Origin of the sequence: Streptomyces sp. NPDC101181, from assembly GCF_044767975.1 — a bacterium.
In the GTDB taxonomy this organism is placed as follows: domain Bacteria; phylum Actinomycetota; class Actinomycetes; order Streptomycetales; family Streptomycetaceae; genus Streptomyces.
Genome location: NZ_JBIWOX010000028.1, coordinates 15,310 through 38,450, shown reverse-complemented (window position 1 = coordinate 38,450; position 23,141 = coordinate 15,310). Strand labels below are relative to the sequence as shown.

Below are 23,141 nucleotides of genomic sequence, written 5' to 3'. Positions count from 1 at the left end.
CCGCCGCTCAGGCACAGCACGGCGCGGCGCGGCGGCGCACCACCACGGCACGCCACACCCCGAAGGAGACGAGCGGGCGATGACGGACGGCGGACCCAAGGGCTTCGACCTGGCGCGGCTCCTCGCCGAGCGCGGGCCGGAGCGGTACGAACTGCACGCGCGCCACCTCAACCACCAGCTGCCGCGCATGCTGCACACCATCGGCTTCGACAAGGTCTACGAGCGGGCCGAGGGCGCGTACTTCTGGGACGCGGAGGGCAACGACTACCTCGACATGCTCGCCGGGTTCGGCGTCATGGGCCTCGGCCGCCACCACCCCGTCGTCCGCCAGGCCCTGCACGACGTGCTCGACGCCCAGCTCGCCGACCTCACCCGCTTCGACTGCCAGCCGCTGCCCGGACTGCTCGCCGAGAAGCTGCTCGCGCACAGCCCGCACCTGGACCGCGTCTTCTTCGGCAACAGCGGTACGGAAGCCGTCGAGACGGCGCTGAAGTTCGCCCGCTACGCCACCGGCAAGCCCCGGGTCCTCTACTGCGACCACGCCTTCCACGGGCTGACGACCGGCTCCCTCTCCGTCAACGGGGAACGCGGCTTCCGCGACGGCTTCGCCCCGCTGCTGCCGGACACGGCCATCGCGCTCGGCGACCTGGACGCGCTGCGCCGCGAGCTCAAGCGGGGCGACGTGGCCGCCCTGGTCGTCGAACCGGTCCAGGGCAAGGGGGTGCACGCCGCGCCGCCCGGCTTCCTGCGCGAGGCCCAGGAGCTGCTGCACCGCCACAAGGCACTCCTGATCGCCGACGAGGTGCAGACGGGCCTCGGCCGGACCGGGGACTTCTACGCCTACCAGCACGAGGAGGGTGTCGAGCCCGACCTGGTGTGCGTGGCGAAGGCGCTCTCCGGCGGCTACGTCCCCGTCGGGGCGACGCTCGGCAAGGACTGGATCTTCCGCAAGGTCTACTCCTCGATGGACCGGGTCCTCGTCCACTCCGCCAGCTTCGGCTCCAACGCCCAGGCCATGGCCGCCGGGCTCGCCGTCCTCTCGGTGATGGAGGACGAGGAGACCGTGGCGAACGCCCGGCGCACCGGCGACCTCCTGCGCGAGCGGCTGACCGCCCTGGTCGACCGTTATGAACTGCTGCACGAGGTGCGCGGGCGCGGCCTGATGACCGGCATCGAGTTCGGCCGCCCCACGTCGCTGAAGCTGCGCGGCCGCTGGACCATGCTCCAGGCGGCCCGCAAGGGGCTCTTCGCGCAGATGGTCGTGGTGCCGCTGCTCCAGAAGCACCGCATCCTCACCCAGGTCTCCGGCGACCATCTGGAAGTGATCAAGCTCATTCCGCCGCTGATCATCGGGGACGCGGAGGTGGACCGCTTCGTGACGGCTTTCACCGCCGTGATGGACGACGCCCACAGCGGCGGCGGGCTGATGTGGGACTTCGGCCGGACCCTGGTCAAGCAGGCCGTGGCCAACCGCTGAGGCCCCGGATGGCCTTTGCCTGTGGGGCAATTTATTTGCCTCAGGGGAAAGGTCCTGGCCCAATGGAACCATGAACCCTCCGGACGAAGGGGTGCCGGACGAGCTCCCCGGCGTCGCGCCCCGCCTGCGCGAACTGCGGCGCGGCCGTGGTCTCACCCTGGAGACCGCCGCCGGGCGCGCCGGACTCTCCCCGGCTCACCTCTCCCGCCTGGAGACCGGCCGCCGGCAGCCCTCGCTGCCCATGCTGCTGGGGCTCGCCCGCGTCTACGGTACGACGGTCTCCGAACTGCTCGGCGAGCAGCCGCCCGAACGCGACGCGATCGTCCGTAGCGGCGGCTTCGAGGGCGCCGAGGCGGACGGCTGGATGTACCGGCGGGCCGGGGGCTCCGGCCGTGCGATGCAGGCGCTGCGCGTCCGGGTGCCGTACGGAGCCCAGGGCGACCTGGTCCGGGTGCACCCCGGCGAGGAGTGGCTGTACGTCCTGGAAGGACGGCTGCGGGTCGCGCTCGGGGAGACGGTGCACGACCTCGACCCCGGCGACAGCGCCCACTTCGACTCGCTCACCCCGCACCGGATCGCGGCCCTCGGCCGGGGCGGTGCCGAGCTGCTCTTCGTCCACTCCCTGCTCCAGAGCCCCGCGGCCGAACTCTGCCTCGGCAACGCCCTCCACGCGCGCTGACCCTTATCGTTCCCCGGCCGCGAGGCCGGCAGAGAGGACCGTCATGTCAGATTCCGAGCACTACGACCCGTTGAGTCCGCGGCGGCCCAGGGCGGCGAAGGACTCCCAGGAGCGCCGGATGCCGCGCGGCCTGGTGATCCGGCTCCTCGCCTACCTGGTGGTCGGACACGTGATCGCGGCCTTCCTCTACCTGCTCTTCGTGGTGGCGGGCGCCGAATAGCCGCTCAGCCCTCGTCGAGCAGTCGCCGACGCAGCCGCTCCCGGGTCGCGGGGGAGACCTTGAGGCCCTCCTCCAGGTAGGCGTCCGTCGTCCCCCACCGTTCCTCGATCGTCGCGAAGGCCGCCGCGAGGTAGGCCGGCTCCGCCCCGAAGAGCGGGTCGAGAAGCTCCATCACCTCGGGGGACATCCCGGTCTCGGACATGTCGGAGCGCCGCACCTTGTAGCGGCGGTGCGGATCGTCGGACTTGAGGTAGTCCGCCTCGATCGCCTCGCGCTCGACGCCCACCGCCAGCAGCGTGACCGCTATCGAGAGTCCCGCCCGGTCCTTACCCGCCGCGCAGTGCATCAGCGCGGGGACGCTGTCCTCGGCCAGCGCGTGCAGGATCCGGCTGTGCTCGGCGGTGCGGTCCTCGATCGTCGACCGGTACATCCGGATCATGCGCTCGGCGCCCTGGCCGTTCGCCAGGACGGAGCGCAGCTGCTCGATGTTCCCGTCGCGCACCAGCCGCCAGAACTCCGCGCCGTCGGCCGGGTCGGAGAGCGGAATGCTGACGTGACGGACGCCGTCCAGCTCGATGTCGTAGCCGTCCAGCCGGTGGTCGGCCGAGTGCCGGAAGTCGAAGACCGTGTGCAGCCCCAGCCCGCCGAGGAAGGCCGCGTCCTCGGCGGTGGCGTGCGCGAGGTGGCCGCTGCGGTAGAGCCGTCCGAAGGCGGTGCGCCGCCCGTCCACGGTCGGGAGCCCGCCCACGTCGCGGAAGTTGCGGACCCCGCTCAGGGTGGTCTCGGTCGGCGGGACCTGCGGCACCGGCTGCGTCACGGGGGCTCCTGGATCTCTGGCGTCGGCGGTCTCCGGCCCCGCCGCGGTTCGCGCGAGGGCGCTCCCGTGACGATACGACATCGATTCGACGGAAAATCGTGCCGCCCGTCCGCCTGTGGCGAGGGCGTCGCACCGGCGGGGCTGATGGTGCGTCAGGGGCTCCACCCACCCCGTGTCCGTATTGGTGCATTTAGCAGAACATGCCCCGGTAATGGGGCAGATGAGATTCCGTGGGTGATCGGGATCATATCCGTGACGGTCCGTGGCGATCTCGCCCGGGGGTATTTCCGTTTCCTGCGCGGAAAGCCAAGATCCGTAATCCACGGAGTGTGACGGGAAAACCGGACGGCCGTCGCATCGGTGAATCCCCCGAGCAACCGACGGCTTGTTCCGCTCGTCCTCACTCGTTTACGGTCACCGTCAATCCGGACGGATCGCCTAATCCTGCCGCCGACCGGAATTCGCACCCACCCACTCACGTGTGGCAGGAGCGGGGGAACCAGGTAAGTCGCCGCCCGGAGCGATCCGGACCGGCTAGGGGTGAAGTCGCCACCGTGCGACCGGGCATCTCCAGCCCGAACCCGACAGCTCACCTCGCAGGCGCCGGAGAGGAACTTCCCCATGCCCGCACAGGGTAAGCACCGCCGTCCCAAGTCCGGCCCGATCTCCCGCGGCGTCCTCGCCGCGGGTACCGGCGGCGCCGCACTCGCGCTTCCGCTCATCGGCGCCACCGCCGCGCACGCCGCCCCGCAGGCCGCCCCGGCCGCGAAGCCCGCCGCCGCCTCGGTCGCCGCCGCGCACACCGCGCCCCAGACCGCCGCCCCGCAGGCCGCTCCCGCCGCGTCGAAGGCCGCCCCCAGGACGTACGCCGTCGTCCGCGGCGACTACCTGTCCAAGATCGCCGCCGAGCACCGGATCAAGGGCGGCTGGCAGAAGCTGTACCAGGACAACCGCTCCACCGTCGGCGAGAACCCCAGCCTCATCCTCCCCGGCATGAAGCTGACCCTCGGCGCCAAGGGCTCCACCGCCGCGCCCTCGGAGGCCAAGAAGGCCGCACCGGCCCCCAAGGCCGCCGCTCCGAAGGCCGCCGCCCCGAAGAAGGCCGAGCAGGCCCCGAAGGCCGCGCCGAAGAACGACACGGTCTCCGCCGACGACTCCGAGAGCTCCGGCAGCTCCGCGCAGACCGGCTCCTCCCAGGCGACCGGCTCCGGCTGGACGGCCCCGCTGGCCAACGCCAACGTCACCACCCAGTACCGCGCCTCCGGCTCCAGCTGGTCCAGCGGCTACCACACCGGCTCCGACTTCCAGGCCGCGTCCGGCACCCCGGTCCGCGCGATCGGGCCGGGCACCGTGGTCTCGGCCGGCTGGAGCGGTTCGTACGGCAACGAGGTCGTCATTAAGCACGAGGACGGCATGTACTCGCAGTACGCCCACCAGTCCTCGCTGAGCGTCTCCGCGGGCCAGACCGTCACCGGCGGCCAGCAGATCGGCCTCTCCGGCTCCACCGGCAACTCCACCGGCCCGCACCTACACTTCGAGGTGCGCACCGGCCCGAGCTACGGCTCGGACGTGGACCCCGTCTCCTACCTGCGACAGCACGGCGTCTCCCTCTGACCGAGGGAACGGCCGGATGAGTGAGGGGCGGTGCGCTGCGGCGCACCGCCCCTCCTCTTCTTGTTCCAGCTCTTCTTATTCCGGCTTTACCAAAACCTGACCGGGTGGTCTATCTCACCACCCGTCAACCCCTTATTACGGTCGCGTAGGTCACATTGAACGGTGCAGGATATGTGCTTGTGGCAGACGATTCGAGAAACAACCAGCAGCACACCATCGGGTCGTACGCGGCGATCGGCGACAGTTTCACCGAGGGCGTCGGCGACCCCGGTCCGCACGGGACCTTCGTCGGCTGGGCGGACCGGTTCGCGGTGCTCCTCGCCGACCGCCTCCCGGCCCCCGGCCCGGAGACGACCCCGCAGGACTCCCCGCACGGATATTTCCGCTACGCCAATCTCGCCGTACGCGGACGCCTCCTCGACCAGATCGTCCGGGAGCAGATTCCCCGCGCCAAGGAGCTCGCCCCCGACCTGGTCACCTTCTGCGCGGGCGGCAACGACATCATCCGGCCCGGCGCCGACCCCGACGACCTCGCCGAGCGGTACGAGCGGGCCGTCGCGGAGCTGACCGAGACCGTCGGCACCGTCATGGTCGCCACCGGCTTCGACACCCGGGGCGTACCGGTGCTGCGCCACATGCGCGGCAGGATCGCCACGTACAACGTCCATCTGCGGGCGATCGCGGACCGCTACCACTGCCCGGTGCTGGACCTGTGGTCGCTGCGCTCCGTCCAGGACCGGCGTGCCTGGGACGCCGACCGGCTGCACCTCTCGCCCGAGGGGCACACCCGGGTCGCGCTGCGCGCCGCCCAGGTCCTCGGCCACGAGGTGCCCGCCGACCCGGACCAGCCCTGGCCGCCGCAGGTCCAGCGCCGCCCGCTCGACGAGCGGCGCGACAACATCCAGTGGGCGCGGGAGTACCTCGTACCGTGGATCGGTCGGCGGCTGCGCGGCGAGTCCTCCGGGGACCACGTCGAGGCGAAGCGCCCGAACCTGCTGCCCCTGTGAGCCGCCCGCCCGCTCAGGGCTCCAGCAGCGGGAGCGCCCGCCGGGACGGCCCCGGCACCACCGCTCCGTCCGCCGCCGGGCCCGCGCCGAGGCCCGCGGGTATCCGCTCCAGGACACCGCCCGCGAACACGTCGTACAGCGGCAGCGTCTCCAGGTGCACATAGCCGATGTGGCAGTCGCACACGGCGAGCGGACAGGCCCGCGGACCGAGCGCCCGGCGGTAGCTGCCGTCGTAGAGGTTGCCCAGCTCGGCCCGGACGAAGTGGCAGCGCCGCACCGTCCCCTCGCCGTCCACCGAGATCACCGACTCGCCCGTCCGACAGGGCAGCCCCGCCGAGCGGTGCGGATGTCTGCTGTACGGGAAGAGCGGGTCCAGCTCCGTCCACCGCCGCGCCTCCTCGTCGGTGTACGTACGCCCCTCGGCCGCGTTCACCCAGAGGTAGACCTCCTCGGGCAGCGCCGCCCGCAGCCGCCGCGCCTCGTCGAGGTGGTCCTCGAACCCCACCACGCCCACGCTGTAGCGGACGCCCCGGGCGGACAGCTCACGGCACTTGCCGAGGAACCGCTCGAACGGCGTCTGCCCCGGGTGGTACGTGCACCACAGCGCGACCCGCCGCGGATCGGCGTCCGCGAGCCACGCCGTACGGCCGCTGAGGTTCGTCTGGATCGCGACCCGGCGGATGTGCGGCAGCTGGGACAGCTCCGTCAGCGCCCGGCGGTACCAGGAGCGCACCAGCCCCTCGCCCCACGGGGTGAACAGCACGGAGAGCCGGTCACCGGTCTGCGCCGCCGCCCACCCCGTGAACCGCTCCAGCGCCTCCCGGTCGGACACGAGCTGCGAGCGGCTGTCCCGCCGCTTGGCGAACGGGCAGTAGGGGCAGTCGTAGTCGCACGACGCCAGCGGGCCCCGGTAGAGGATCGTCAGGTCCATGACCCGCTCACTTCCGCTCGTAGGCGGCCATCGCCGCCCGCACCCCGGGCGAGAACAGCGCCGGCCCCAGGGCGTCGGAGTGCGCCAGACCCAGCGGGGAGAGCCGCAGCACCCCCTCCGGCGCGCCGCTGTCCAGCCAGCCCCGGGCCTCGAAGGCCGCCAGCTCGGCGGGGAAGTCCTCGTGGGGACCGGTGCCGAAGCGGGTCCGGTAGTCGTCCACGGGCAGTCCCGCCGCCTGGAGCACCGACTGGAGGAGATGGCGCCTGCGGGCCTCCGCCGCGTCGACGTACCGGCCGACCTCGGCCCGGGAGAAGTCCTCGGCGGCGGTGAAGGAGTCGATGATGGAACGGATCTCCCGCATCTCGACCGCGTAGTCGAAGGAGTAGTGCAGGGTGGAGGTGTAGGAGCGGGCCCCGCAGCCCAGGCCGATCATGCCGTCGGTCTGGCAGGCGTAGTCATCGGGGCCCTCGTGCGACTCCCCGGGCGCGTCCGCACGCCGGAACATCCGCATCGACACCTGCTCGTAGCCGTGGGCCAGCAGATGGTCCCGGCCCACCGCGTAGAGCCGCAGCCGCTGCTCGTCCCAGGCCGCCTGCTCCAGGGCCTGTGCCTCCGGACCGGTCCCGGCTCCCAGCCGGTGCAGTCCGGTCAGCGGACGGACGTAGAGCGGATACAGGTACAGCTCCTCCGGCCGCCAGGCCAGCGCGGCGTCCAGCGAGGTGAGCCAGGTGCGCTCGGTCTGGCCGTCGATGCCGTAGATCAGGTCGATGTTCAGCACTGGTATCCGGGCGTCCCGGATCCGGCCCAGAGCGCCCTCCACCTCGGCCCGTCGCTGCGGGCGGACGGCCGCCCTTGCCTCCTCGTCCACGAAGCTCTGCACCCCGATGCTGACGCGGGTCGCCCCCCGGTCGGCCAGCACCGCCAGCCGGTCGGCCGTCGCGGTGGACGGGGACGTCTCCACCGACAGCGGCACCGCGCGCAGGTCGGCGCCCATCCGCCGCTCGGCCGTGTCGCACAGCCGCTCCAGCTCGGCGGCCGTCAGGAAGGTGGGGGTGCCGCCGCCGAACGCCGCCGCCGCGAACCGGACGGGCTCCCCGTCGCCGAGCGCCTCCCGGACGGCGACGGCCTGCCGGTCCAGCGCGTCGAGATAGCGGGTCGTCAGCTCCTCGGGCGCGCCGATCCGGGTGAAGAGGTTGCAGAAGCCGCAGCGGACCTCGCAGAACGGTATGTGGAGGTAGAGGGAGAGGGCGTCCTTGCGCTCCGCCGCCCACAGCTCGCGCAGGGCGGGGCGGTCGGGAAGGGGACGGTAGGCCGTCTTGTGCGGATAGGCGTAGACGTAGCTCTCGTACGGCCGCACGGCGGGTGGTGCGGCCGTCCCAGTGGCGCTGGACGCGGTGGTGGGCGTGGTGGCGGTGGTCATCGGGCGGCCCCCGGTTCGAGCGGTGCGGGCGGTTCGAGGAAGAAGTGGGCGTACGGCACGGTCCAGACGGCTTCGTGGCCGAGCCGGTGGCCGGTGTAGCCGTCGTCGCCGTACGCGGTCCCGTGGTCGGAGCAGACGATCGCGAAGCACCGGCGACGGCTGCTCGCTGCGGCGAAGAGCCGCCCGACGTGCCGGTCGACGTACTCCAGGGCGGCCGCGTGGGTGGCGCGGGAGTCCCCGGCCTCGCGGGTCGCGCCCGGGGTGTGGAACCAGTTCGGCTGGTGCAGGGCGGAGACGTTGACGAAGAGGAACAGCCGCTGCTCCCTCGGCAGTTCCGCGACGACCTTCTCGGCCCGGGTCACCTGCTCCTCGAAGGAGACCGGCGACGCGACCCCGAACTCCGGCTCCCAGTGGCTCTCCTGGAACATCCCGGGCAGCACCGACCCCAGCGCCCCGCGCCGGTTGAAGAACCCGACCCCGCCGACGCACACCGTGCGGTAGCCCTCGGCGGCCAGCCCCGAGACCAGATCCGGGGTGTCGAAGACGAACGTGCCGTCCGCCGTCGTCTCACTGCCCGCGAACCGGGCCGCGAACAGCCGCGGGTGCGGGCCGGGGGCGGCGGGCGTCGGCAGGAAACCGGCGAACATCGCCTGGTGGGAGGCGTAGGTGAAGCTGCCAGGGGCGTGCCGCTTCTCCCACACCCCGCCGGGCAGATGCCGGGCCAGGTTGGGGATGCGCCCGGCGGCGGCCAGCTCCACGGCGACGTCGTGGCGCAGGGTGTCCAGGGTGACCAGCAACAGGTCGTGGCTGCCCACCACCTCGCTCATGTCGGGCCTGTCCACGACCTTGCTGATGCCGGACCGGCCGGACTGGCCGGGCCGGTGGGCTCCGTCGGGCCGGTCGGTCCCGGGGGGCGTGGGGGGATCAGGAAGCGGTGACGGCACGGTGGTTCCTCGTTCGTTCCAGTACGGCGGCGACCTGCGCCCCATAGGTGTCCAGCCCCTCGGCGCCACTGCCGGGCAGCCCCGTCAGCCTGGGCAGCAGGTCCCCGAAGGCGTTGACCTCGCCGACGGCGAAGCGCCGCCAGCCGGCCGTGGGCAGCAGATCGACGCCGACGCACAGCGTCCCGGGGAAGCAGGCCGCCGCGCGCTCGCACACCGCCAGCGCCTCGCGCCAGGAGCCACCGGCCGCCGCCACGGCGGCCCGGACCTCGTCCAGATCGCCCCGCGCGCCCCCCAGATGCAGGTTGGTCATGGGGGACCGGCTCGTCCGGACGACCGCGTGGGTGGCCCGGCCGCCGACCACCACGACCCGCAGATCGGCGGCCCGCCCCCGCTGGGACGCCTTCGGCAGCCAGCGCTCGACGTGCAGCCCGTCCGGGGCCAGCGCGTCGACGAGCGCCCCGACCTCGCGCTCGGTGTCGTACCGGCGCACCCGGAGCGAGTTGAACAGCCTGCCCTCGCCGTCCCGCTCCACCGAGGTGACCGCCCGGACCCGGCCGGGGCCCGCCGTCTCCACCGCCAGCACCCCGGAGGCGGACGAGCCGTGGGCGAGCTTCACGAACACCCGGGGCATCCGGTGCCCCCGCATCAGCGCCCGTACGTCGGACCAGCCCCGCACCTCCGCCGCGCCCGGACCGGACGTGGGCGAGGGCGGGACCGGCACCCCCGCGGCCGCCAGTCGGGCGTGGCAGAGCCGCTTGTCGAAGAGGGCGGCGAGGTCACCGGGGGCGGCGAGCACCCCGGCACCGGCCGCCGACGCCGCCCGTGACACCTCCTCGACCGCGGTGCGGAACCCGGCGTACCAGCGCGCCGACCCCTCCACCCGGGTCGGGTCGTCGACCCCGCGCAGCAGCCGCTCCACCTCGGCGTTCTCCCCGGGCGAGTCGATCCGTACGGTCTCCTCCGGCGCGAACGCCGCCCCGCCGCCCAGCACCTGGAGCCAGGGGACCACCCGGGCCGCCGGAAGTCCGGCGGCCCGTACGGCCTCCTCGAAGAAGGCGACCCGGCGGTTCTCCGGATTGCCCACGACGGCGAAGCGCGGGGCCGCCGCGCCCCGGGTGCTACTCGCTGACGGCGACATAGCGCTCCGGATCGTCCTCGTCCTCGTCCCCGAAGTCCTCGTCGGCCTTGTCGTCCGCCACCGCGGCCGGGGCGCAGGATTTCTTGATCCGCTCCAGCACCGGGCCGGTGAGGTAGTGGTGGCGCAGGTCGAGCGTGGTCAGGTGGTTCAGTGGCTGCCCGTTCAGCAGGGCCTCGCCGCCCGCGTCGCCGAGCGTGCCCATGGACAGGGCGAGGGTCTCCAGCTGGGCGACGACGGGCGCGGACGCCACGGCGGCGGCTATCTCGTCCTGGAACTCGCTGTTCTGGAGGCCCAGATGGCGCAGCCGGGGAAAGGTGCCGGCCGACAGGACCGGCCGGATGTCCGCCAGGGTGGCGTCGCCGCCGTACCACGTGCTGCCGAACCACAGCTCCAGCCGCTCCAGCGCGGGCAGTTCGCTCGCGGCGACGGAACGCACCACCTCGCCGGGCAGCCCGCCGGACTCCAAGCGCAGCGCTCTCAGCGCCGTATGCCGGACCGGACGCAGCTCCAGCCCTTCCTGACCGCACCCCCGGGCCGTCAACTCCTCCAGCAGCGGGAACGCGTCGAGCGCCGGGGTGATGTCGCCCACGGGCAGCCACGACACCTCGCACTCCTCGCCCACCACGTCGGCCAGGAAGAGCCCCCGTAGGGCCGGGAACCGGTCGGCGTGGGCGACCAGCAGGTCCAGCACCGGGTCGAACGGGGAGTAGTCCCCGTCCCACCAGGGGCCTATGACGAGCGCCCGGACCCGCGTGGTGTCCACGGCGTCGAGGAACCGCTGCCACACGCCGTCGAAGTCCATCTCCTCGTCGAAGTGGCATTCCAGCCGCCAGGCCACCGCGTCGGCGGCGGGCAGGGGCAGGGACGGCTCGTGGGTGTGCACCGGCAGGCTGTGGAAGTGTTCGGGGTGCTCGATGTCGATGGGGGTCATGGCGCTCACTCCGACACGGCGGTGTAGCGGCCCTCGGGCCCGCCGTCGCCCCACGGCTTGCTGCGCTCCGAGAGGTCGACGCGCACCCCGTGCGGCTCCAGGGCGGAACGCACCCGCTCCTCCATCGCCTCGCTCAGGAAGTGGTGGTGGAGGTCGAGCGCGTCGAGATGGGTGAGCGGCTGCCCCTCGAGGAGTGCGGCGGCGCCCTCGTCGCCCAGCGTGCCGTTCGACAGGTCCAGGGTCCGCAGCTGGGCCACCACCGGTGCGGAGGCCACGGCCGCCGCGATCTCGTTCTGCACCTCGCTGTTGCGCAGCCCCAGGTGGTGCAGGCGCGGGAAGCGGGTGCCGGACAGCAGCGGCGCGAGGTCCGCCACGTCGGTGTCGCCGCCGTAGGCGGACACCCCCAGCCACAGGTCCAGCCGCTCCAGCGCGGGCAGTTCACTGTCCAGGATGCCCCGGACCACCTGGACGGGCAGCCCGCCCGCCTGGACGGTCAGGGAGCGCAGCCGCTCGTGCCGGGTGGGCGGGAACACCAGGTCGGTGCCGCCCCGCACGCCGAACTCGGTCAGCGCGGGGAAGGCCGTCAGCAGCGCGGTGACATCGGACTGCTCGATCCAGGTGATCTCGGCCTGCTCCGCCTCCAGGTCGCCGACGAACACCGCTTCCAGCGAGGTCAGCCGGTCCGCGGCGGCGGTCACCGCGCCGATCGGGACGGAGGAGTCCTCCTCGTACGCCTCGCCCCACTGACCGATGATCAGGGCCCGGACCCCGGCCGGGTCGACCGCGTCCAGGAAGGCGCTGAACTCCTGCTCCCAGGGGTGGTAGTGGCCGTCCTCGCCCCCGTACGGGTCGACGTGGATCCGCCAGGCCACGGCGTCGGCGGCCGGCCGGGAGGCCCCGTCGGTCGTGTGCTGGAAATCGACGGCCGGAAGACCGCCGAACTCGTGCAGATGCTGCGCACCGTACATGGCCCTGAGCTCCTGATCGTGGGGACGGTTGATGTCCGCAAGGTCTATCAAGCCGCACTGACAACGCCGCGACCGGGACCCGTCCGAGCCAGAACCTCCTGGTGTCCGCACCCCGCGCGACGGTCCGTTGTCAGACCCTGCCCGTAGCGTTTTTCCCGTGGTCGGCACAGCGGGTGCCGCGACCGAGGGGAGACGTCTGTGTACCGGCAGGGCGATGTACTGATCATGGGCCTGGAGGAGTCGGCGGTGCCCGCTCCCTTCCTGGAGGCCGCGGGCGAACTGCGCGACGGGCGGGGGCGGCTGGTGCTCGCGCTGGGGGAGGTCACCGGCCACGCGCACGCCGTGCAGGGCCCCGGGCGGCTGATCCGGGAAGCGGGTCCGTTCGGCCCGATGCTGCTCCACCTCCCCGAGGGCGGCCGGGTGGTGCACGAGGAGCACGCCACGATCGCGCTGCCCCAGGGCTGGTTCCGCGTCGTGCGGCAGCGGGAGTACGCACCCGGAGCGGTCCGCATCGTCGCGGACTGACCGCCGCGCGCGGCGAGCACGGACATACACAGCGAGAACGAACAAGCACCGACGGACGATTGACAGCAGGGGACGGGGACGACCGATGCAGCAAGTGAATTCCTGGCGGCACGTGGCGGCGGCGACCGGCCGGGCCGACCGGGCGGCGGCCGAGGCCGGGGTGCGGCTCGCCTACCGCACGGCGGGGCTGGCCGAGCCGGACCGGATCATCTGGGCCACCTCGCCCCGGGCCGCCGTGGAGACGGTGGACAAGCTCACCGACGCCGGACGGTCGGTCCGCGAGGAGGTCCGCACCCGGCCGTGGGCCCAGGAGCGCCGCCGGATGTACGACGAGCTGGGCCCGGCCGGCTGGTCGGCGCTCTGGTCCGCGACGGGCGCCCAGCTGTGGGAGACGACGGCCGCGCTCGCCGAGCGGATACGGACCGGTGTCGTCGCCGATCTGGCCGGGCGGCCCGAGGACGAGGGGGCCGTGCGGCTGTCACTCCTGGACGCGGTGCTCGGCCAGCACGACGCCGCCTGGCTCGCCGCGTTCGACGGCCGGGGCGAGCGGCTGACGGGCCTGGCGGAGGTGGCCCGGAACGCCGGCTGGTGGTGGCCCTACGAGCGGGCCGTCGTGATCACCGAGCGCCCCGACGTCCTCCACCGGGACGAGGCGGGCCGCCTGGACCACGGAGAGGGACCGGCCCTCGCCTACGGGGACGGCTTCTCCCTGTACGCCTGGCGCGGCATGCCGGTGCCCGCCGCGTTCCTGGCCGAGCTGTCCACCCTCACGCCCGAGCGGATACGGACGGAGGAGAACGCGGAGCTGCGCCGCGTGATGCTGGAGCACTACGGCTACGACCGGTATCTCACGGAGTCGGGCGCCGAGCCCGTCCACCGCGACGAGACGGGCATCCTCTGGCGCATCGCCCTCGCGGCCGACGAGGACGTGGTGATGGTCGAGGTGGTCAACTCCACCCCCGAGCCGGACGGCACACACCGCACCTACTGGCTGCGCGTGCCGCCGACGACCCGCACCGCGAAGGACGGGGTCGCCTGGACGTTCGGGCTGGAGGGAGCGGCGTACGCACCGGTGCGCCAGACCTGACACGGCGGCCGCCCGACGCACGGGTGACCCGGTTCCCGGACGGGGAGCCCGGCGCGGCGGACCCGGTCAGTCGCCGCAGGAGGGAGCCCGTCCGGGGGAAGCGGTCAGGGCGGCCCGGCCGATACCCAGCTCCCGGGCGAGCGCCTCGTCGGTCCACCGCAGCATCGTGGTCCGCGAGAGCGGACCGGCGTACGAGGTCATCTGCACGGCCAGACCGTCCAGCAGGGCGGTCAGCCGCCAGGCCGCCGACCGCGGGTCCGCGCACCGGAACTCCCCGGCCGCCGCGCCCTCCTCGATGACCTTGGCCAGCTCCGACTTCCACCGCTGGTCCAGGTCCCCCGCGACCTCGCGGAGTGCGGGGTCCCGCAGGGCGGCCGCCCACCCCTCGATCCACAGCCGCCAGCCCTTGGCCTGCCCCGTCGGCGCGTACCACCGAACGGCCGACCGCAGCCGCCGGACGGCGGTGGTGCGACGGGCCAGCAGCTTGCGGAGCTGGGCGAGGTCGGCCTCGGCCGCGTAGGCGAAAGCGCCCGCGACCAGCTTCTCCTTGGTCGAGAAATGGTAGAGAACGAAGGCGTTGCTCACCCCCCAGCACCGCAGCGACATCGGCGATGCGCACGGAGGAGACGCCCCGGATCTCGATCTGTTCGACCGCCGCGCGCAACAGCTCCTCGCGCCGTTCCGCCACGTTCAACCGGACTCTCACCATCGGGTCACCCTAACCACTGGGCCAGGTCAGCGGGGGCGCGGCCGGCGGCGGGTGCCCGCCGGCCGCCGGGCACGAGGGGGACCCCGGGGGAGCGGAGGTTCACCCGGGAGGACGTAACACGGGCCGCGGGATACGGGGCCGCCTCTCGCGGCGGACCGGAATCCTGCGGCCCACCCGGACGTTGGACCGGGCATGAGCCCACGTGACCCGGCACAGGACCCGCTGCTGCGACTGCTCGGCGAGCACGACGGAGGTGTACTCGTCACCCTCAAGCAGGACGGCCGCCCGCAGCTGTCCAACGTCAATCACGCGTACTACCCCGAGGAACGGGCGATCCGCGTCTCGGTCACCGAGGGGCGGGCCAAGACCCGCAACCTGCGGCGCGACCCCCGGGCCAGCTACCACGTCACCAGCGACGACCGCTCGGCCTACGTCGTGGCCGAGGGCACCGCCGAGCTGACCCCGGCGGCGGCCGCGCCCGACGACGCCACGGTCGAGGCCCTGATCAGCCTGTACCGGGACGTGCAGGGGGAGCACCCGGACTGGGCCGACTACCGCCGGGCCATGGTGGAGGACCGCAGAGTGGTGCTCACTCTGCGCATCGATCACGTCTACGGGTACCAGCACGGCTGACGCCGCCGACGGCCGGATCGGCTGCTCCGTCCACCGCCCTGCTCTCGCCCCGTCGTACTACCGGACCATAATGAGACGACACCGACTCCCTCAGGAGATGTTGTGACCGGCGCTGACCCTTTCCCCACGCTTCGCGCGAAGCTGCGCTCGAAGCGCACCGAGTCCTTCGGGGCCGATCCGGCCGGAGCGCGGATGGAGCGCATCCGCCGCTCACCGAATTTCGTCGACGGGGCCTTCCAGAACCCGCTGGGGGCCCGGACCCGTCCCTCCGGTTCCTCGCTGGAGTTCGCCAAGACCTACTTCCAGAAGGAGCAGCGGGCCCGCAGGGCGCCCACCGGCACGGTGCCCGTCCACGCGACGACCCTCGCCGACCTGGCCGCTCCGCCCACCACCGGACTGCGGCTGACCTGGATGGGACACTCCAGCGTCCTGGCGGAGATCGACGGCCGCCGCGTCCTGTTCGACCCGGTGTGGGGTGAGCGCTGCTCCCCGTTCCCGTTCGCCGGGCCCAAGCGTCTGCACCCCGTGCCGCTGCCGCTGGCCGCGCTCGGCCCCGTCGATGTCGTCGTGATCTCGCACGACCACTACGACCACCTCGACATGCCGACGATCCGGGCGCTGGCGGGCACGGACACCGTCTTCGCCGTTCCGCTCGGCGTCGGCGCCCACCTGGAGCGCTGGGGCGTGCCCGCCGACCGGCTGCGCGAGCTGGACTGGAACGAGACCGCCACGGTCGCGGGCATCAGCCTCACCGCCACCCCGGCACGGCACTTCTGCGGCCGTGGGCTGCGCAATCAGCAGCACACCCTCTGGGCCTCCTGGGCCGTCGCCGGGCCGGAGCACCGCGTCTACCACAGCGGCGACACCGGCTACTTCCCCGGCTTCCGGGACATCGGCGCCGAGCACGGCCCCTTCGACGCGACCATGATCCAGATCGGGGCGTACTCGGAGTACTGGCCGGACATCCACATGACCCCCGCCGAAGGCATGCGCGCCCACCTGGACCTCCAGGGCGGCCACCCGCACGGTGTGATGCTGCCGATCCACTGGGGGACCTTCAACCTGGCGCCGCACGCGTGGTCGGAGCCGGGAGAGTGGTCCAAGGACGCCGGTGAGGAGGCGGACCAGCCGGTGGCGTTCCCCCGGCCTGGCGAACCCTTCGAGCCCGCGGGCATCCTCCCCGTCGCCCCCTGGTGGCGGGCGATCTCGGCGCCCCTGCCCGCCCGCCACTGGCAGACGGCGACACCGGCCGCGGCCTCCGGCGGCGCCCCGGTCGTCGCACGGGACCTGGACGTGGCCACGGACCGCTGACGGACCGGGCCGGACCGGTGCGCCCACCCGGCGCTCCGGTCGCGGGCCCGGGAGCAGCGCGCCGGGCCCGCGCCCGTGGCACGCCCCTCGGTAAGTCGTACGCCGGTTCGAGCTTCCGGCAGGTCGAGGCAACGTCCGGTGCACGGGGCGCGTCTGAAGGTGTGTGATGAGCATCGGTGATGTCGGCTGGGGCGGCCCCTTCGACCCGGAGAACGACGAGGTCGTGCGCGGCGGGCCGTGGTGGCGCCACGCACTGTGGGTGGCAGGCGTCACCGCCGCCGGGGTGGCGCTGGGGTGGCTGGGCTCGTTGTTCCGGATCGGGCCCGAGGAGTACGGGCTGCCGCCCGCCGCACCCGGAGCCCTGTGGCCCTATCTGGCTGTCTGGAGCGCGATCGGGCTGGGGCTGGCGTCCGTCGTGCGCTCGGTGGCGGTCAAGGTTCCGGTCTACGCCCCGAGCGAGGTCGTGATCGGGTCCGTCCTGATCGGTACGCGCCTCTCCCTGGGCTGGCGACCCGAGCCCCTCGAAGTCACCGCCCTCGCCCTGGCCGCGCTGGTGCTGGTGGCCCTCTGGTGCGCCGTCGCGCTGCGCGGGGCCGCCGTGGTGCGGGGTAAGGAGGCCGCGTCCCCGGCCGACCACTGACGGCCGGACGGGTCGGTGCCGGCAGTCCCGTCTCCCGGCGAGGCGCCCTCGACGCCCGGCGACACGGCGCGCCACCCCGGTGAAGTCCCCGGTCCCGGCCCCGCCGTGCGGGCACACTGGGCAGCGCGTCCGCAGCCCCGTACCCGTCCGCACCAAGGAGTCCGCCGTGGCCCTCACCCGTGAAGAGCGCGAACAGTTCCTCGCCGAGCCCCGTGTCGCCGCCCTCTCCGTGGCCGCGCGGGACAGCGACCGGGCCCCGCTCAGCGTGCCCATCTGGTATCAGTACGCACCCGGCGGCGATGTGTGGATCATGACCGGCCGCACCTCCCGCAAGGCCGAACTGATCGGCGCCGCGGGCCGGTTCACCCTACTGGTCGAGCGGACCGAGCCGACCATCCGTTACGTCTCCGTCGAAGGGCCCGTCGTCGACACCCGCCCGGCCACCCGCGCCGAGCTGGAGGAGATGTCGGCGCGCTATCTCCCGGCCGGGAAGGTCGCCGGTTATGTCGACTTCGCCTGGGAGAACCACGGTGAGCAGGTGGTGATCACCCTGCGGCCCGAGCACTGGATCAGCTCGGACCTCGGCCAGGTCTGAGCCCCCGGCTCCCTACCGTCCCGCAGGGCCGCCGCGGCCTGACACGTGTGGCCACGGCCCGTCGCGGGGAGGCGTGCCCCATGCACTCCTGGACTCTCCACGACATGCCCGACCTCACCGGCACCACCGCGGTGGTCACGGGCGCGAACAGCGGTATCGGCGCGGTGACCGCCCTCGTCCTCGCCCGCTCGGGCGCCCGTACGCTGCTGGCCTGCCGCGATCCGGAGCGGGGCAGGCGGGCCGTGGACGCCGTCCGCCGGGCCGCGCCCCAAGCGGACGCCCGGCTCGTCCGCCTGGATCTGGCGGATCTGAGCAGCGTCGCCGAGGCGGCCGAGCAGATCGTGGGGGAGACCGGTGGGCGGCTCGACCTCCTGGTCAACAACGCGGGGGTGATGGCGCTGCCTCCGCTGCGCACGGCGGACGGCTTCGAGATGCAGTTCGGCACCAACCACCTCGGCCACTTCGCCCTGACGCTCCGACTGCTGCCCGCTCTCGGCGTCCAGGGTCCGGCACGTGTCGTGACCCTCTCCTCGCTCGGCCATCGCCTCGGCCGTATCGACTTCGACGATCTCAACGCCGAGCGCGGCTACAGCAAGTGGCGGGCGTACGGCCAGTCCAAGCTCGCCAATCTGCTGTTCACCAGCGAGCTGGACCGGCGGGCGCGCGCGGCGGGCCGTGACCTGGTCGCGCTCGCCGCCCACCCAGGCCTCTCCTCCACCGACCTGGGCCAGGCGGGTCTGCTGCTGGCCGGACGGACCTGGGCCGCGCGGCTGGAGCGGGTCTCCCGGCTGTACACCCAGCCCGCGTCCGTCGGCGCCCTGCCCGTCCTGTACGCGGCGATCCTGCCCGGTGCCCGGGGAGGGTCCTACTACGGCCCGGCCCACCTGGGCGAGACGCGGGGCCGTCCGGCCCCCGCCCGCAGGTCGCGGCGCGCCCAGGACATGGCCACGGCCCGCGCCCTGTGGGACGCATCGGCGCGCCTGACCGGGCTGAGCGCCGACGCGCTGTGAGATCGCGCCCCCGAGGCCTCGGGCGCCCGGGACCGGGACCGGGAGCGCGAGCGCGAGCGCAAAGGCCTTGGTGCGCGGCGGGCCCGCCGCGCACCAAGGCCTCTCCGGGCACCAGGGCCTGTCATAGGCGCCGCCGCCGGACTCAGACCGCCGGGGCCGGGAACGTCGGGTACTCCACCCCGGAGACGTGCTGGACGACGCGGATGACCTGGCACGAGTAGCCGAACTCGTTGTCGTACCAGAGGTAGAGGATCGCGTTGTCGCCGTCCACCTTGGTGGCCCCCGCGTCGACGATCGAGGCGTGGCGCGAGCCGATGAAGTCGCTGGAGACGGCGTCCGGTGCGCTGATGAAGTCGATCTGGCGCTTGAGCGGCGAGGCCAGCGACACGTTGCGCAGGTAGTCGAGGACCTCCTCGCGGGTGGTCTCGCGCTCCAGGCGCAGGCTGAGGATGGCGATCGAGACGTCCGGCACCGGGACACGGATCGAGCTGCCGGTGATCGGCGCCGTCAGCTCGGGGAGGGCCTTGGCCACGGCCGAGGCGGCCCCGGTCTCGGTGATGACCATGTTGAGCGCCGCCGAACGTCCGCGGCGGTCCGAACCGTGGTAGTTGTCCAGCAGGTTCTGGTCGTTGGTGTACGAGTGGACGGTCTCCACGTGGCCGCGCAGCACGCCGTACTCGTCCGCCATCGCCTTCAGCGGCGGGACGATGGCGTTGGTGGTGCAGGAGGCGCAGGACAGGATCCGCTCGTCCGGCTTCACCGTGTCGTGGTTGACGCCGTGCACGACGTTGGGGACGTCACCCTTGCCCGGCGCGGTGAGGACGACCTTGGCGATACCCGGCCGGAGGTGCTGGGACAGGCCCTCGCGGTCGCGCCACCGGCCGGTGTTGTCGATCAGGATCGCGTCCTTGACGCCGTACGCCGTGTAGTCGACCGCCGTCGGGTCGTCGGAGTAGATCACCTTGATCTCGTTGCCGTTGGCGATGATCTTGCTGTTCGCCTCGTCGACGGTGATCGTGCCCTGGAACTGGCCGTGGATCGAGTCGCGCCGCAGCAGCGAGGCGCGCTTGACGATGTCCTGGCCGGAGCCCCTGCGGACGACGATGGCCCGCAGACGCAGCCCGTTGCCCGACCCGGCCTTCTCGATGAGCAGACGGGCGATGAGGCGGCCGATGCGGCCGAAGCCGTAGAGGACGACATCGCGCGAAGCGCGCCGCTCGATCTTGTTGGCGCCGGTGGCTCCGGCGACGGCCTCGGCGGTGAACTCCTCGACCGACAGACCCCGGCCGTCGGCCCGGTGGGTCGCGGCCAGCATGCCTATGTCGATCTGGGAGGGGCCGAGATCGAGCGTCGTCAGGGCCTTCAGGAAGGGCATCGTGTCGGTGACCGAGAGCTCCTCACCCGCTATCTGCCGGGCGAAGCGGTGCGTCTTGAGGATGCTGACCACCGACTTGTTCACCAGGGAGCGGCTGTGCAGCAGGACATTGACGTCCTGCTCGCGGTGCAGCTTCCCGATGATCGGGATCATCGACTCCGCGATCTCCTCGCGGTGCATCCAGTTGGTGAACGAGTCGTCATTGACAGTCACAAGTTTATCTTTCGAGCTAGGCGGCGCTCATATGGTAACCGGCCGCTTTTTCGGCCCGTGAGGCGGTGTCCCACCTGCGGAAAAGCCCGGGGGATACCGCCCCGGCAGGGTCTCGCGGGGCCGGAACCGTCCAGCATGTGGGCGGCTGCCTGGGTTCCGGACCGGGGCGGCGCAATCGGGTGCGCGTGCGAGCGGTCATACCAGAGTGGGACGGATGGCGGGCAAGTTCGAGAACTGCCCGTCGCGCATCCGTCATGGACGACTACCGTGTGTGCCCGGTGATCAACGGTGGGCTCACAACGCCGGGCCTGCCCGACCGATGACCCGAGCCTGACCGACCACCGTAGGGGCCACCGCATGGACGCCGTCACCGCCGATCCCCGGTGCCCCCTGTACCGAGGACGCTGATGTCTCAACTTCGCGCACCCGAAGCGCGACCGGAACGCCGCGAGGGCGGGCGGCACGGCCGCCCCGGCACCCGAACCCACTCGGCCCCGAGCAGGCCGCGTGCCGCCCAGCCTTCCCCCGAGTCCCGGATCCGTCCCCAGCTGCTGCGGACCGCGCTGCTGCCCGCGGTCGCCGCCGCGCTGAGCGGCGCCGCCGCCGTCATCTTCACCATCCGCGCCGGAGCCGTCGCCACCTCGCCCAGCCTCTGGGCCGCCCTCGGCGGATCGGCGGCCCTGGCGGTCGCCGCGGTCGCCGCCGCCTACCTCGGCGCCAACCGGGTCGCCCACCAGGTGCTCGACCGGGCCCTGGCCCTGCGGCGCGCCAGCGCCCAGGGCCAGGCGGAGCTGCAACGGGTGGTGGAGCAGCTCCGCGGCGGCGAACCCGTCGCCGCGCGCCGCCCCGCGCCGCCCGCCCCACCCGGCGGCGACGCCTTCGACCTGCTGGGGCAGGAGATGGCACGGGCCCAGGAAGCCGCGGTCGCCGCCGTCGTCCAGGCGTCCCGGCTCTTCAGCAGCGCGGGCAACGAACAGAAGGTCGAGGTCTTCGTCAACCTCGCCCGGCGGCTCCAGTCCCTGGTCCACCGCGAGATCCAGATCCTCGACGAACTGGAGCACGAGGTCGAGGACCCCGACCTGCTCAAGGGCCTCTTCCACGTCGACCACCTCGCCACCCGCATCCGCCGTCACGCCGAGAACCTCGCCGTCCTCGGCGGGGCCGTCTCCCGGCGGCAGTGGAGCAACCCGGTCACCATGACGGAGGTGCTCCGGTCGGCCATCGCGGAGGTCGAGCAGTATCCGCGCGTCAAGCTGGTCCCGCCGATGGACGGCACCCTGCGCGGCCACGCCGTCGCCGACGTGATCCACCTGCTGGCCGAACTGGTCGAGAACGCCACGGTGTTCTCCGCCCCGCACACCCAGGTCCTGCTGCGCGTCCAGCACGTCACCGCCGGGCTCGCCCTGGAGGTGGAGGACCGCGGCCTCGGCATGCCGGACCACGAGCAGAAGCGCATGAACGCCCTGCTCTCCGACCCCGACCAGGTCAACGTCGCCCACCTCCTCCAGGACGGCCGGATCGGCCTGTTCGTCGTCTCCGCCCTCGCCCGCCGCCACGGCATCGCGGTCCGCCTCCAGAGCAACATCTACGGCGGCACGCAGGCGGTGCTGGTCCTCCCGCAGTCGCTGCTCGGGACCGACCCCGACGCGGAGCCCGCACCCGACGCCGCCCCCGTACCGCCGCCCGGCGCCGTACACCGGCCGCCCGTCGAGGGCGCGCCCCCGCCGCCCGCGCCTGCCGCCCGGCCGGCGGGCGCCGCCCCGCAGGCCGCGGACCACCCGGCCCAGGATCCCGCCCCCGGGGGGCACGCCCCCACCCCCGGACCGCCGCCGGGTGAGGCCCCGCCCCTCCCGCTGCGCGCCGAGCGCGTCGACCGGCCCGCACCGCCCGTCTCCCCTCCGCAGCAGCGGACCGCGCCGCCTCCCGCACAGCCCGCCCTCGCACCGGAGCTGGACGAGCGCCCCACCGCCGGGGCCCGGCCGGAGCTGCCCCGGCGGAGCAACCAGGAACACCTCGTCCCGCAGCTGCGCGAGGCGCCCGTCCCGCGCGTCGAGGACGAGCACGCCCTGCACGACCCGGGACTCATGGCGGCGTTCCGGCGCGGCGTCGACCTCGCCGAGGCGCAGACCGCCGAGGAGGAGGGACCCGGCGGCTACGAGAACCCCGGCGCCGGGGCCGGAGGGCGGACCGCGCTCCACGCCCCTCTGGAGACCCTCGCGCCGCTCCCGGTGCGCGGGGCGGGCGCCCCCGCCGACCGGCCCGGCCCGGCCCGTGCCCCGCAACCGGAGTACGCCCTGCCCGCGGCCGGCCTGCCCGTGCCCGACAGCTACCCGCCCGACGCCTACCCCCGCGACCCCGCAGCCGGGGCCCCGACGTCCGGGCCGTTCACCGCGGGTGCCTTCCTGCCCGGCCGGGCCGTGCCGGAACCCCGTAAAGACACCACCTTCAAGGAGGAGAACCCATGACGAGCGAAATGCCGTCCGGTCAGGTCCCGGATCTGGACTGGCTGCTGAGCGGACTGGTCCAGCGCGTGCCCTACACCCGCAGCGCGGTCCTGCTGTCGGCCGACGGGCTGGTCAAGTCCGTGCACGGCATGGACCCCGACAGCGCCGACCACATGGCGGCCCTGGCCGCCGGGCTCTACTCGCTGGGCCGCAGCGCCGGAGCCCGCTTCGGGGACAACGGGGACGTCCGGCAGGTCGTCGTCGAGCTCGACTCCACGCTCCTGTTCGTCTCCACCGCCGGGTCCGGTACCTGTCTCGCCGTCCTCGCCGGGCGCGAGGCGGACGCCGCCGTCCTCGGATACGAGATGGCCATGCTGGTCAAGAGCGTCCGGCCCTACCTGTCGACCCCGCTCCGCCAGCCGGCCGGAGCCCCGTTCGCCTCGGGGCTGTGAG

The 23,141-nt window shown here is 73.3% G+C and carries 22 protein-coding genes, 1 pseudogene and 1 riboswitch; of the genes and pseudogenes, 14 read left to right on the top strand and 9 right to left on the bottom strand.

What is annotated here, in order from left to right; genetic code table 11:
• The first annotated feature begins 79 nt into the window (after positions 1-79).
• The 3 genes from ACIRRU_RS28925 to ACIRRU_RS28915 all read left to right on the top strand — a co-directional run bounded on the left by ACIRRU_RS28925 (position 80) and on the right by ACIRRU_RS28915 (position 2,376).
• On the top strand, positions 80-1,477 hold the full coding sequence (locus tag ACIRRU_RS28925) for an aspartate aminotransferase family protein (protein ID WP_403685312.1): 1,398 nt from the start codon (positions 80-82) through the stop codon (positions 1,475-1,477).
• 70 nt (positions 1,478-1,547) lie between these two features.
• On the top strand, positions 1,548-2,156 hold the full coding sequence (locus ACIRRU_RS28920) for a helix-turn-helix domain-containing protein (protein WP_403685311.1): 609 nt from the start codon (positions 1,548-1,550) through the stop codon (positions 2,154-2,156).
• Positions 2,157-2,199: 43 nt separating this feature from the next.
• Positions 2,200-2,376 (top strand): DUF6126 family protein, encoded by a 177-nt coding sequence (locus tag ACIRRU_RS28915; RefSeq protein ID WP_363200074.1) that lies wholly within the window; start codon positions 2,200-2,202, stop codon positions 2,374-2,376.
• Positions 2,377-2,380: 4 nt separating this feature from the next.
• Here the strand turns inward: ACIRRU_RS28915 and ACIRRU_RS28910 are convergent, their stop codons facing one another.
• The gene (locus tag ACIRRU_RS28910; protein ID WP_403685310.1) at positions 2,381-3,193 is read right to left on the bottom strand and encodes a tyrosine-protein phosphatase; all 813 of its coding nucleotides are present in this window, start codon (positions 3,191-3,193) and stop codon (positions 2,381-2,383) included.
• Positions 3,194-3,651: 458 nt separating this feature from the next.
• A riboswitch (cyclic di-AMP (ydaO/yuaA leader) is annotated at positions 3,652-3,811 on the top strand.
• A 3-nt stretch (positions 3,812-3,814) separates the two neighbouring features.
• On the opposite strand from ACIRRU_RS28910, the gene ACIRRU_RS28905 reads away from it, so the two are divergent.
• Both ACIRRU_RS28905 and ACIRRU_RS28900 read left to right on the top strand, forming a co-directional pair.
• Positions 3,815-4,807, top strand: coding sequence for a peptidoglycan DD-metalloendopeptidase family protein (locus ACIRRU_RS28905; RefSeq protein WP_403685308.1), 993 nt, complete (start codon positions 3,815-3,817; stop codon positions 4,805-4,807).
• Positions 4,808-4,986: 179 nt separating this feature from the next.
• Positions 4,987-5,814, top strand: coding sequence for an SGNH/GDSL hydrolase family protein (locus ACIRRU_RS28900; protein ID WP_403685307.1), 828 nt, complete (start codon positions 4,987-4,989; stop codon positions 5,812-5,814).
• Positions 5,815-5,827: 13 nt separating this feature from the next.
• Here the strand turns inward: ACIRRU_RS28900 and ACIRRU_RS28895 are convergent, their stop codons facing one another.
• From ACIRRU_RS28895 to ACIRRU_RS28870, 6 genes are all read right to left on the bottom strand, one after another.
• Positions 5,828-6,745 carry an STM4011 family radical SAM protein gene (locus ACIRRU_RS28895; RefSeq protein WP_403685305.1) on the bottom strand — a complete coding sequence of 306 codons (918 nt, stop codon included), beginning with the start codon at positions 6,743-6,745 and terminating at the stop codon, positions 5,828-5,830.
• A 7-nt stretch (positions 6,746-6,752) separates the two neighbouring features.
• Positions 6,753-8,165 (bottom strand): STM4012 family radical SAM protein, encoded by a 1,413-nt coding sequence (locus tag ACIRRU_RS28890; RefSeq protein WP_403685304.1) that lies wholly within the window; start codon positions 8,163-8,165, stop codon positions 6,753-6,755.
• The gene (locus ACIRRU_RS28885) at positions 8,162-8,992 is read right to left on the bottom strand and encodes an STM4013/SEN3800 family hydrolase (protein ID WP_403685303.1); all 831 of its coding nucleotides are present in this window, start codon (positions 8,990-8,992) and stop codon (positions 8,162-8,164) included. Before ACIRRU_RS28885 ends, ACIRRU_RS28890 begins: the two co-directional genes overlap by 4 nt.
• A 97-nt stretch (positions 8,993-9,089) precedes the next feature.
• Positions 9,090-10,247: an STM4014 family protein gene (locus ACIRRU_RS28880; protein ID WP_403685301.1), complete on the bottom strand. Its 1,158-nt coding sequence runs from the start codon at positions 10,245-10,247 to the stop codon at positions 9,090-9,092.
• Positions 10,228-11,178: an STM4015 family protein gene (locus ACIRRU_RS28875; RefSeq protein WP_403685299.1), complete on the bottom strand. Its 951-nt coding sequence runs from the start codon at positions 11,176-11,178 to the stop codon at positions 10,228-10,230. Before ACIRRU_RS28875 ends, ACIRRU_RS28880 begins: the two co-directional genes overlap by 20 nt.
• Positions 11,179-11,183: 5 nt before the next feature.
• On the bottom strand, positions 11,184-12,146 hold the full coding sequence (locus ACIRRU_RS28870; RefSeq protein WP_363200066.1) for an STM4015 family protein: 963 nt from the start codon (positions 12,144-12,146) through the stop codon (positions 11,184-11,186).
• 198 nt (positions 12,147-12,344) lie between these two features.
• Between ACIRRU_RS28870 and ACIRRU_RS28865 the strand changes: the two genes are divergently transcribed.
• Both ACIRRU_RS28865 and ACIRRU_RS28860 read left to right on the top strand, forming a co-directional pair.
• On the top strand, positions 12,345-12,671 hold the full coding sequence (locus tag ACIRRU_RS28865) for a hypothetical protein (protein WP_403685297.1): 327 nt from the start codon (positions 12,345-12,347) through the stop codon (positions 12,669-12,671).
• A gap of 85 nt (positions 12,672-12,756) precedes the next feature.
• Positions 12,757-13,758, top strand: a complete 1,002-nt coding sequence (locus ACIRRU_RS28860; protein ID WP_403685295.1) for a DUF6745 domain-containing protein — start codon at positions 12,757-12,759, stop codon at positions 13,756-13,758.
• Between the two features lie 66 nt (positions 13,759-13,824).
• Here ACIRRU_RS28860 and ACIRRU_RS28855 read toward each other — a convergent pair.
• Positions 13,825-14,467: pseudogene (locus tag ACIRRU_RS28855) on the bottom strand (TetR family transcriptional regulator C-terminal domain-containing protein).
• A 192-nt stretch (positions 14,468-14,659) separates the two neighbouring features.
• Between ACIRRU_RS28855 and ACIRRU_RS28850 the strand changes: the two are divergent.
• The 5 genes from ACIRRU_RS28850 (at position 14,660) to ACIRRU_RS28830 (ending at position 18,656) form a co-directional block, all read left to right on the top strand.
• A complete protein-coding gene (locus tag ACIRRU_RS28850) occupies positions 14,660-15,100 on the top strand; it encodes a PPOX class F420-dependent oxidoreductase (protein ID WP_403685293.1) in 441 nt (146 codons plus the stop codon).
• A gap of 102 nt (positions 15,101-15,202) precedes the next feature.
• Positions 15,203-16,411, top strand: coding sequence for an MBL fold metallo-hydrolase (locus ACIRRU_RS28845; protein WP_403685291.1), 1,209 nt, complete (start codon positions 15,203-15,205; stop codon positions 16,409-16,411).
• A gap of 166 nt (positions 16,412-16,577) precedes the next feature.
• On the top strand, positions 16,578-17,051 hold the full coding sequence (locus ACIRRU_RS28840; protein ID WP_403685289.1) for a hypothetical protein: 474 nt from the start codon (positions 16,578-16,580) through the stop codon (positions 17,049-17,051).
• 166 nt (positions 17,052-17,217) lie between these two features.
• A complete protein-coding gene (locus tag ACIRRU_RS28835; protein WP_363200058.1) occupies positions 17,218-17,646 on the top strand; it encodes a pyridoxamine 5'-phosphate oxidase family protein in 429 nt (142 codons plus the stop codon).
• A gap of 80 nt (positions 17,647-17,726) precedes the next feature.
• Positions 17,727-18,656, top strand: coding sequence for an oxidoreductase (locus ACIRRU_RS28830; protein WP_403685288.1), 930 nt, complete (start codon positions 17,727-17,729; stop codon positions 18,654-18,656).
• 142 nt (positions 18,657-18,798) lie between these two features.
• On the opposite strand, the gene ACIRRU_RS28825 is transcribed toward ACIRRU_RS28830, so the two are convergent.
• On the bottom strand, positions 18,799-20,244 hold the full coding sequence (locus ACIRRU_RS28825) for a glyceraldehyde-3-phosphate dehydrogenase (protein ID WP_403685286.1): 1,446 nt from the start codon (positions 20,242-20,244) through the stop codon (positions 18,799-18,801).
• A gap of 407 nt (positions 20,245-20,651) precedes the next feature.
• Between ACIRRU_RS28825 and ACIRRU_RS28820 the strand changes: the two genes are divergently transcribed.
• Both ACIRRU_RS28820 and ACIRRU_RS28815 read left to right on the top strand, forming a co-directional pair.
• A complete protein-coding gene (locus ACIRRU_RS28820; protein WP_403685285.1) occupies positions 20,652-22,709 on the top strand; it encodes a sensor histidine kinase in 2,058 nt (685 codons plus the stop codon).
• Positions 22,706-23,140 carry a roadblock/LC7 domain-containing protein gene (locus ACIRRU_RS28815; RefSeq protein ID WP_363200054.1) on the top strand — a complete coding sequence of 145 codons (435 nt, stop codon included), beginning with the start codon at positions 22,706-22,708 and terminating at the stop codon, positions 23,138-23,140. Before ACIRRU_RS28820 ends, ACIRRU_RS28815 begins: the two co-directional genes overlap by 4 nt.
• The last annotated feature ends 1 nt before the right edge of the window (position 23,141 follow it).

Excerpts from the sequence above, each read along its gene's own strand:
- ACIRRU_RS28925 (WP_403685312.1), top strand. The coding sequence starts at position 80 with ATGACGGACGGCGGACCCAAGGGCTTCGACCTGGCGCGGCTCCTCGCC.
- ACIRRU_RS28920 (WP_403685311.1), top strand. The coding sequence starts at position 1,548 with ATGAACCCTCCGGACGAAGGGGTGCCGGACGAGCTCCCCGGCGTCGCG.
- ACIRRU_RS28915 (WP_363200074.1), top strand. The coding sequence starts at position 2,200 with ATGTCAGATTCCGAGCACTACGACCCGTTGAGTCCGCGGCGGCCCAGG.
- ACIRRU_RS28905 (WP_403685308.1), top strand. The coding sequence starts at position 3,815 with ATGCCCGCACAGGGTAAGCACCGCCGTCCCAAGTCCGGCCCGATCTCC.
- ACIRRU_RS28895 (WP_403685305.1), bottom strand. The coding sequence starts at position 6,745 with ATGGACCTGACGATCCTCTACCGGGGCCCGCTGGCGTCGTGCGACTAC.
- ACIRRU_RS28890 (WP_403685304.1), bottom strand. The coding sequence starts at position 8,165 with ATGACCACCGCCACCACGCCCACCACCGCGTCCAGCGCCACTGGGACG.
- ACIRRU_RS28885 (WP_403685303.1), bottom strand. The coding sequence starts at position 8,992 with ATGAGCGAGGTGGTGGGCAGCCACGACCTGTTGCTGGTCACCCTGGAC.
- ACIRRU_RS28880 (WP_403685301.1), bottom strand. The coding sequence starts at position 10,247 with ATGTCGCCGTCAGCGAGTAGCACCCGGGGCGCGGCGGCCCCGCGCTTC.
- ACIRRU_RS28875 (WP_403685299.1), bottom strand. The coding sequence starts at position 11,178 with ATGACCCCCATCGACATCGAGCACCCCGAACACTTCCACAGCCTGCCG.
- ACIRRU_RS28870 (WP_363200066.1), bottom strand. The coding sequence starts at position 12,146 with ATGTACGGTGCGCAGCATCTGCACGAGTTCGGCGGTCTTCCGGCCGTC.
- ACIRRU_RS28860 (WP_403685295.1), top strand. The coding sequence starts at position 12,757 with ATGCAGCAAGTGAATTCCTGGCGGCACGTGGCGGCGGCGACCGGCCGG.
- ACIRRU_RS28850 (WP_403685293.1), top strand. The coding sequence starts at position 14,660 with ATGAGCCCACGTGACCCGGCACAGGACCCGCTGCTGCGACTGCTCGGC.
- ACIRRU_RS28840 (WP_403685289.1), top strand. The coding sequence starts at position 16,578 with ATGAGCATCGGTGATGTCGGCTGGGGCGGCCCCTTCGACCCGGAGAAC.
- ACIRRU_RS28830 (WP_403685288.1), top strand. The coding sequence starts at position 17,727 with ATGCACTCCTGGACTCTCCACGACATGCCCGACCTCACCGGCACCACC.
- ACIRRU_RS28820 (WP_403685285.1), top strand. The coding sequence starts at position 20,652 with ATGTCTCAACTTCGCGCACCCGAAGCGCGACCGGAACGCCGCGAGGGC.
- ACIRRU_RS28815 (WP_363200054.1), top strand. The coding sequence starts at position 22,706 with ATGACGAGCGAAATGCCGTCCGGTCAGGTCCCGGATCTGGACTGGCTG.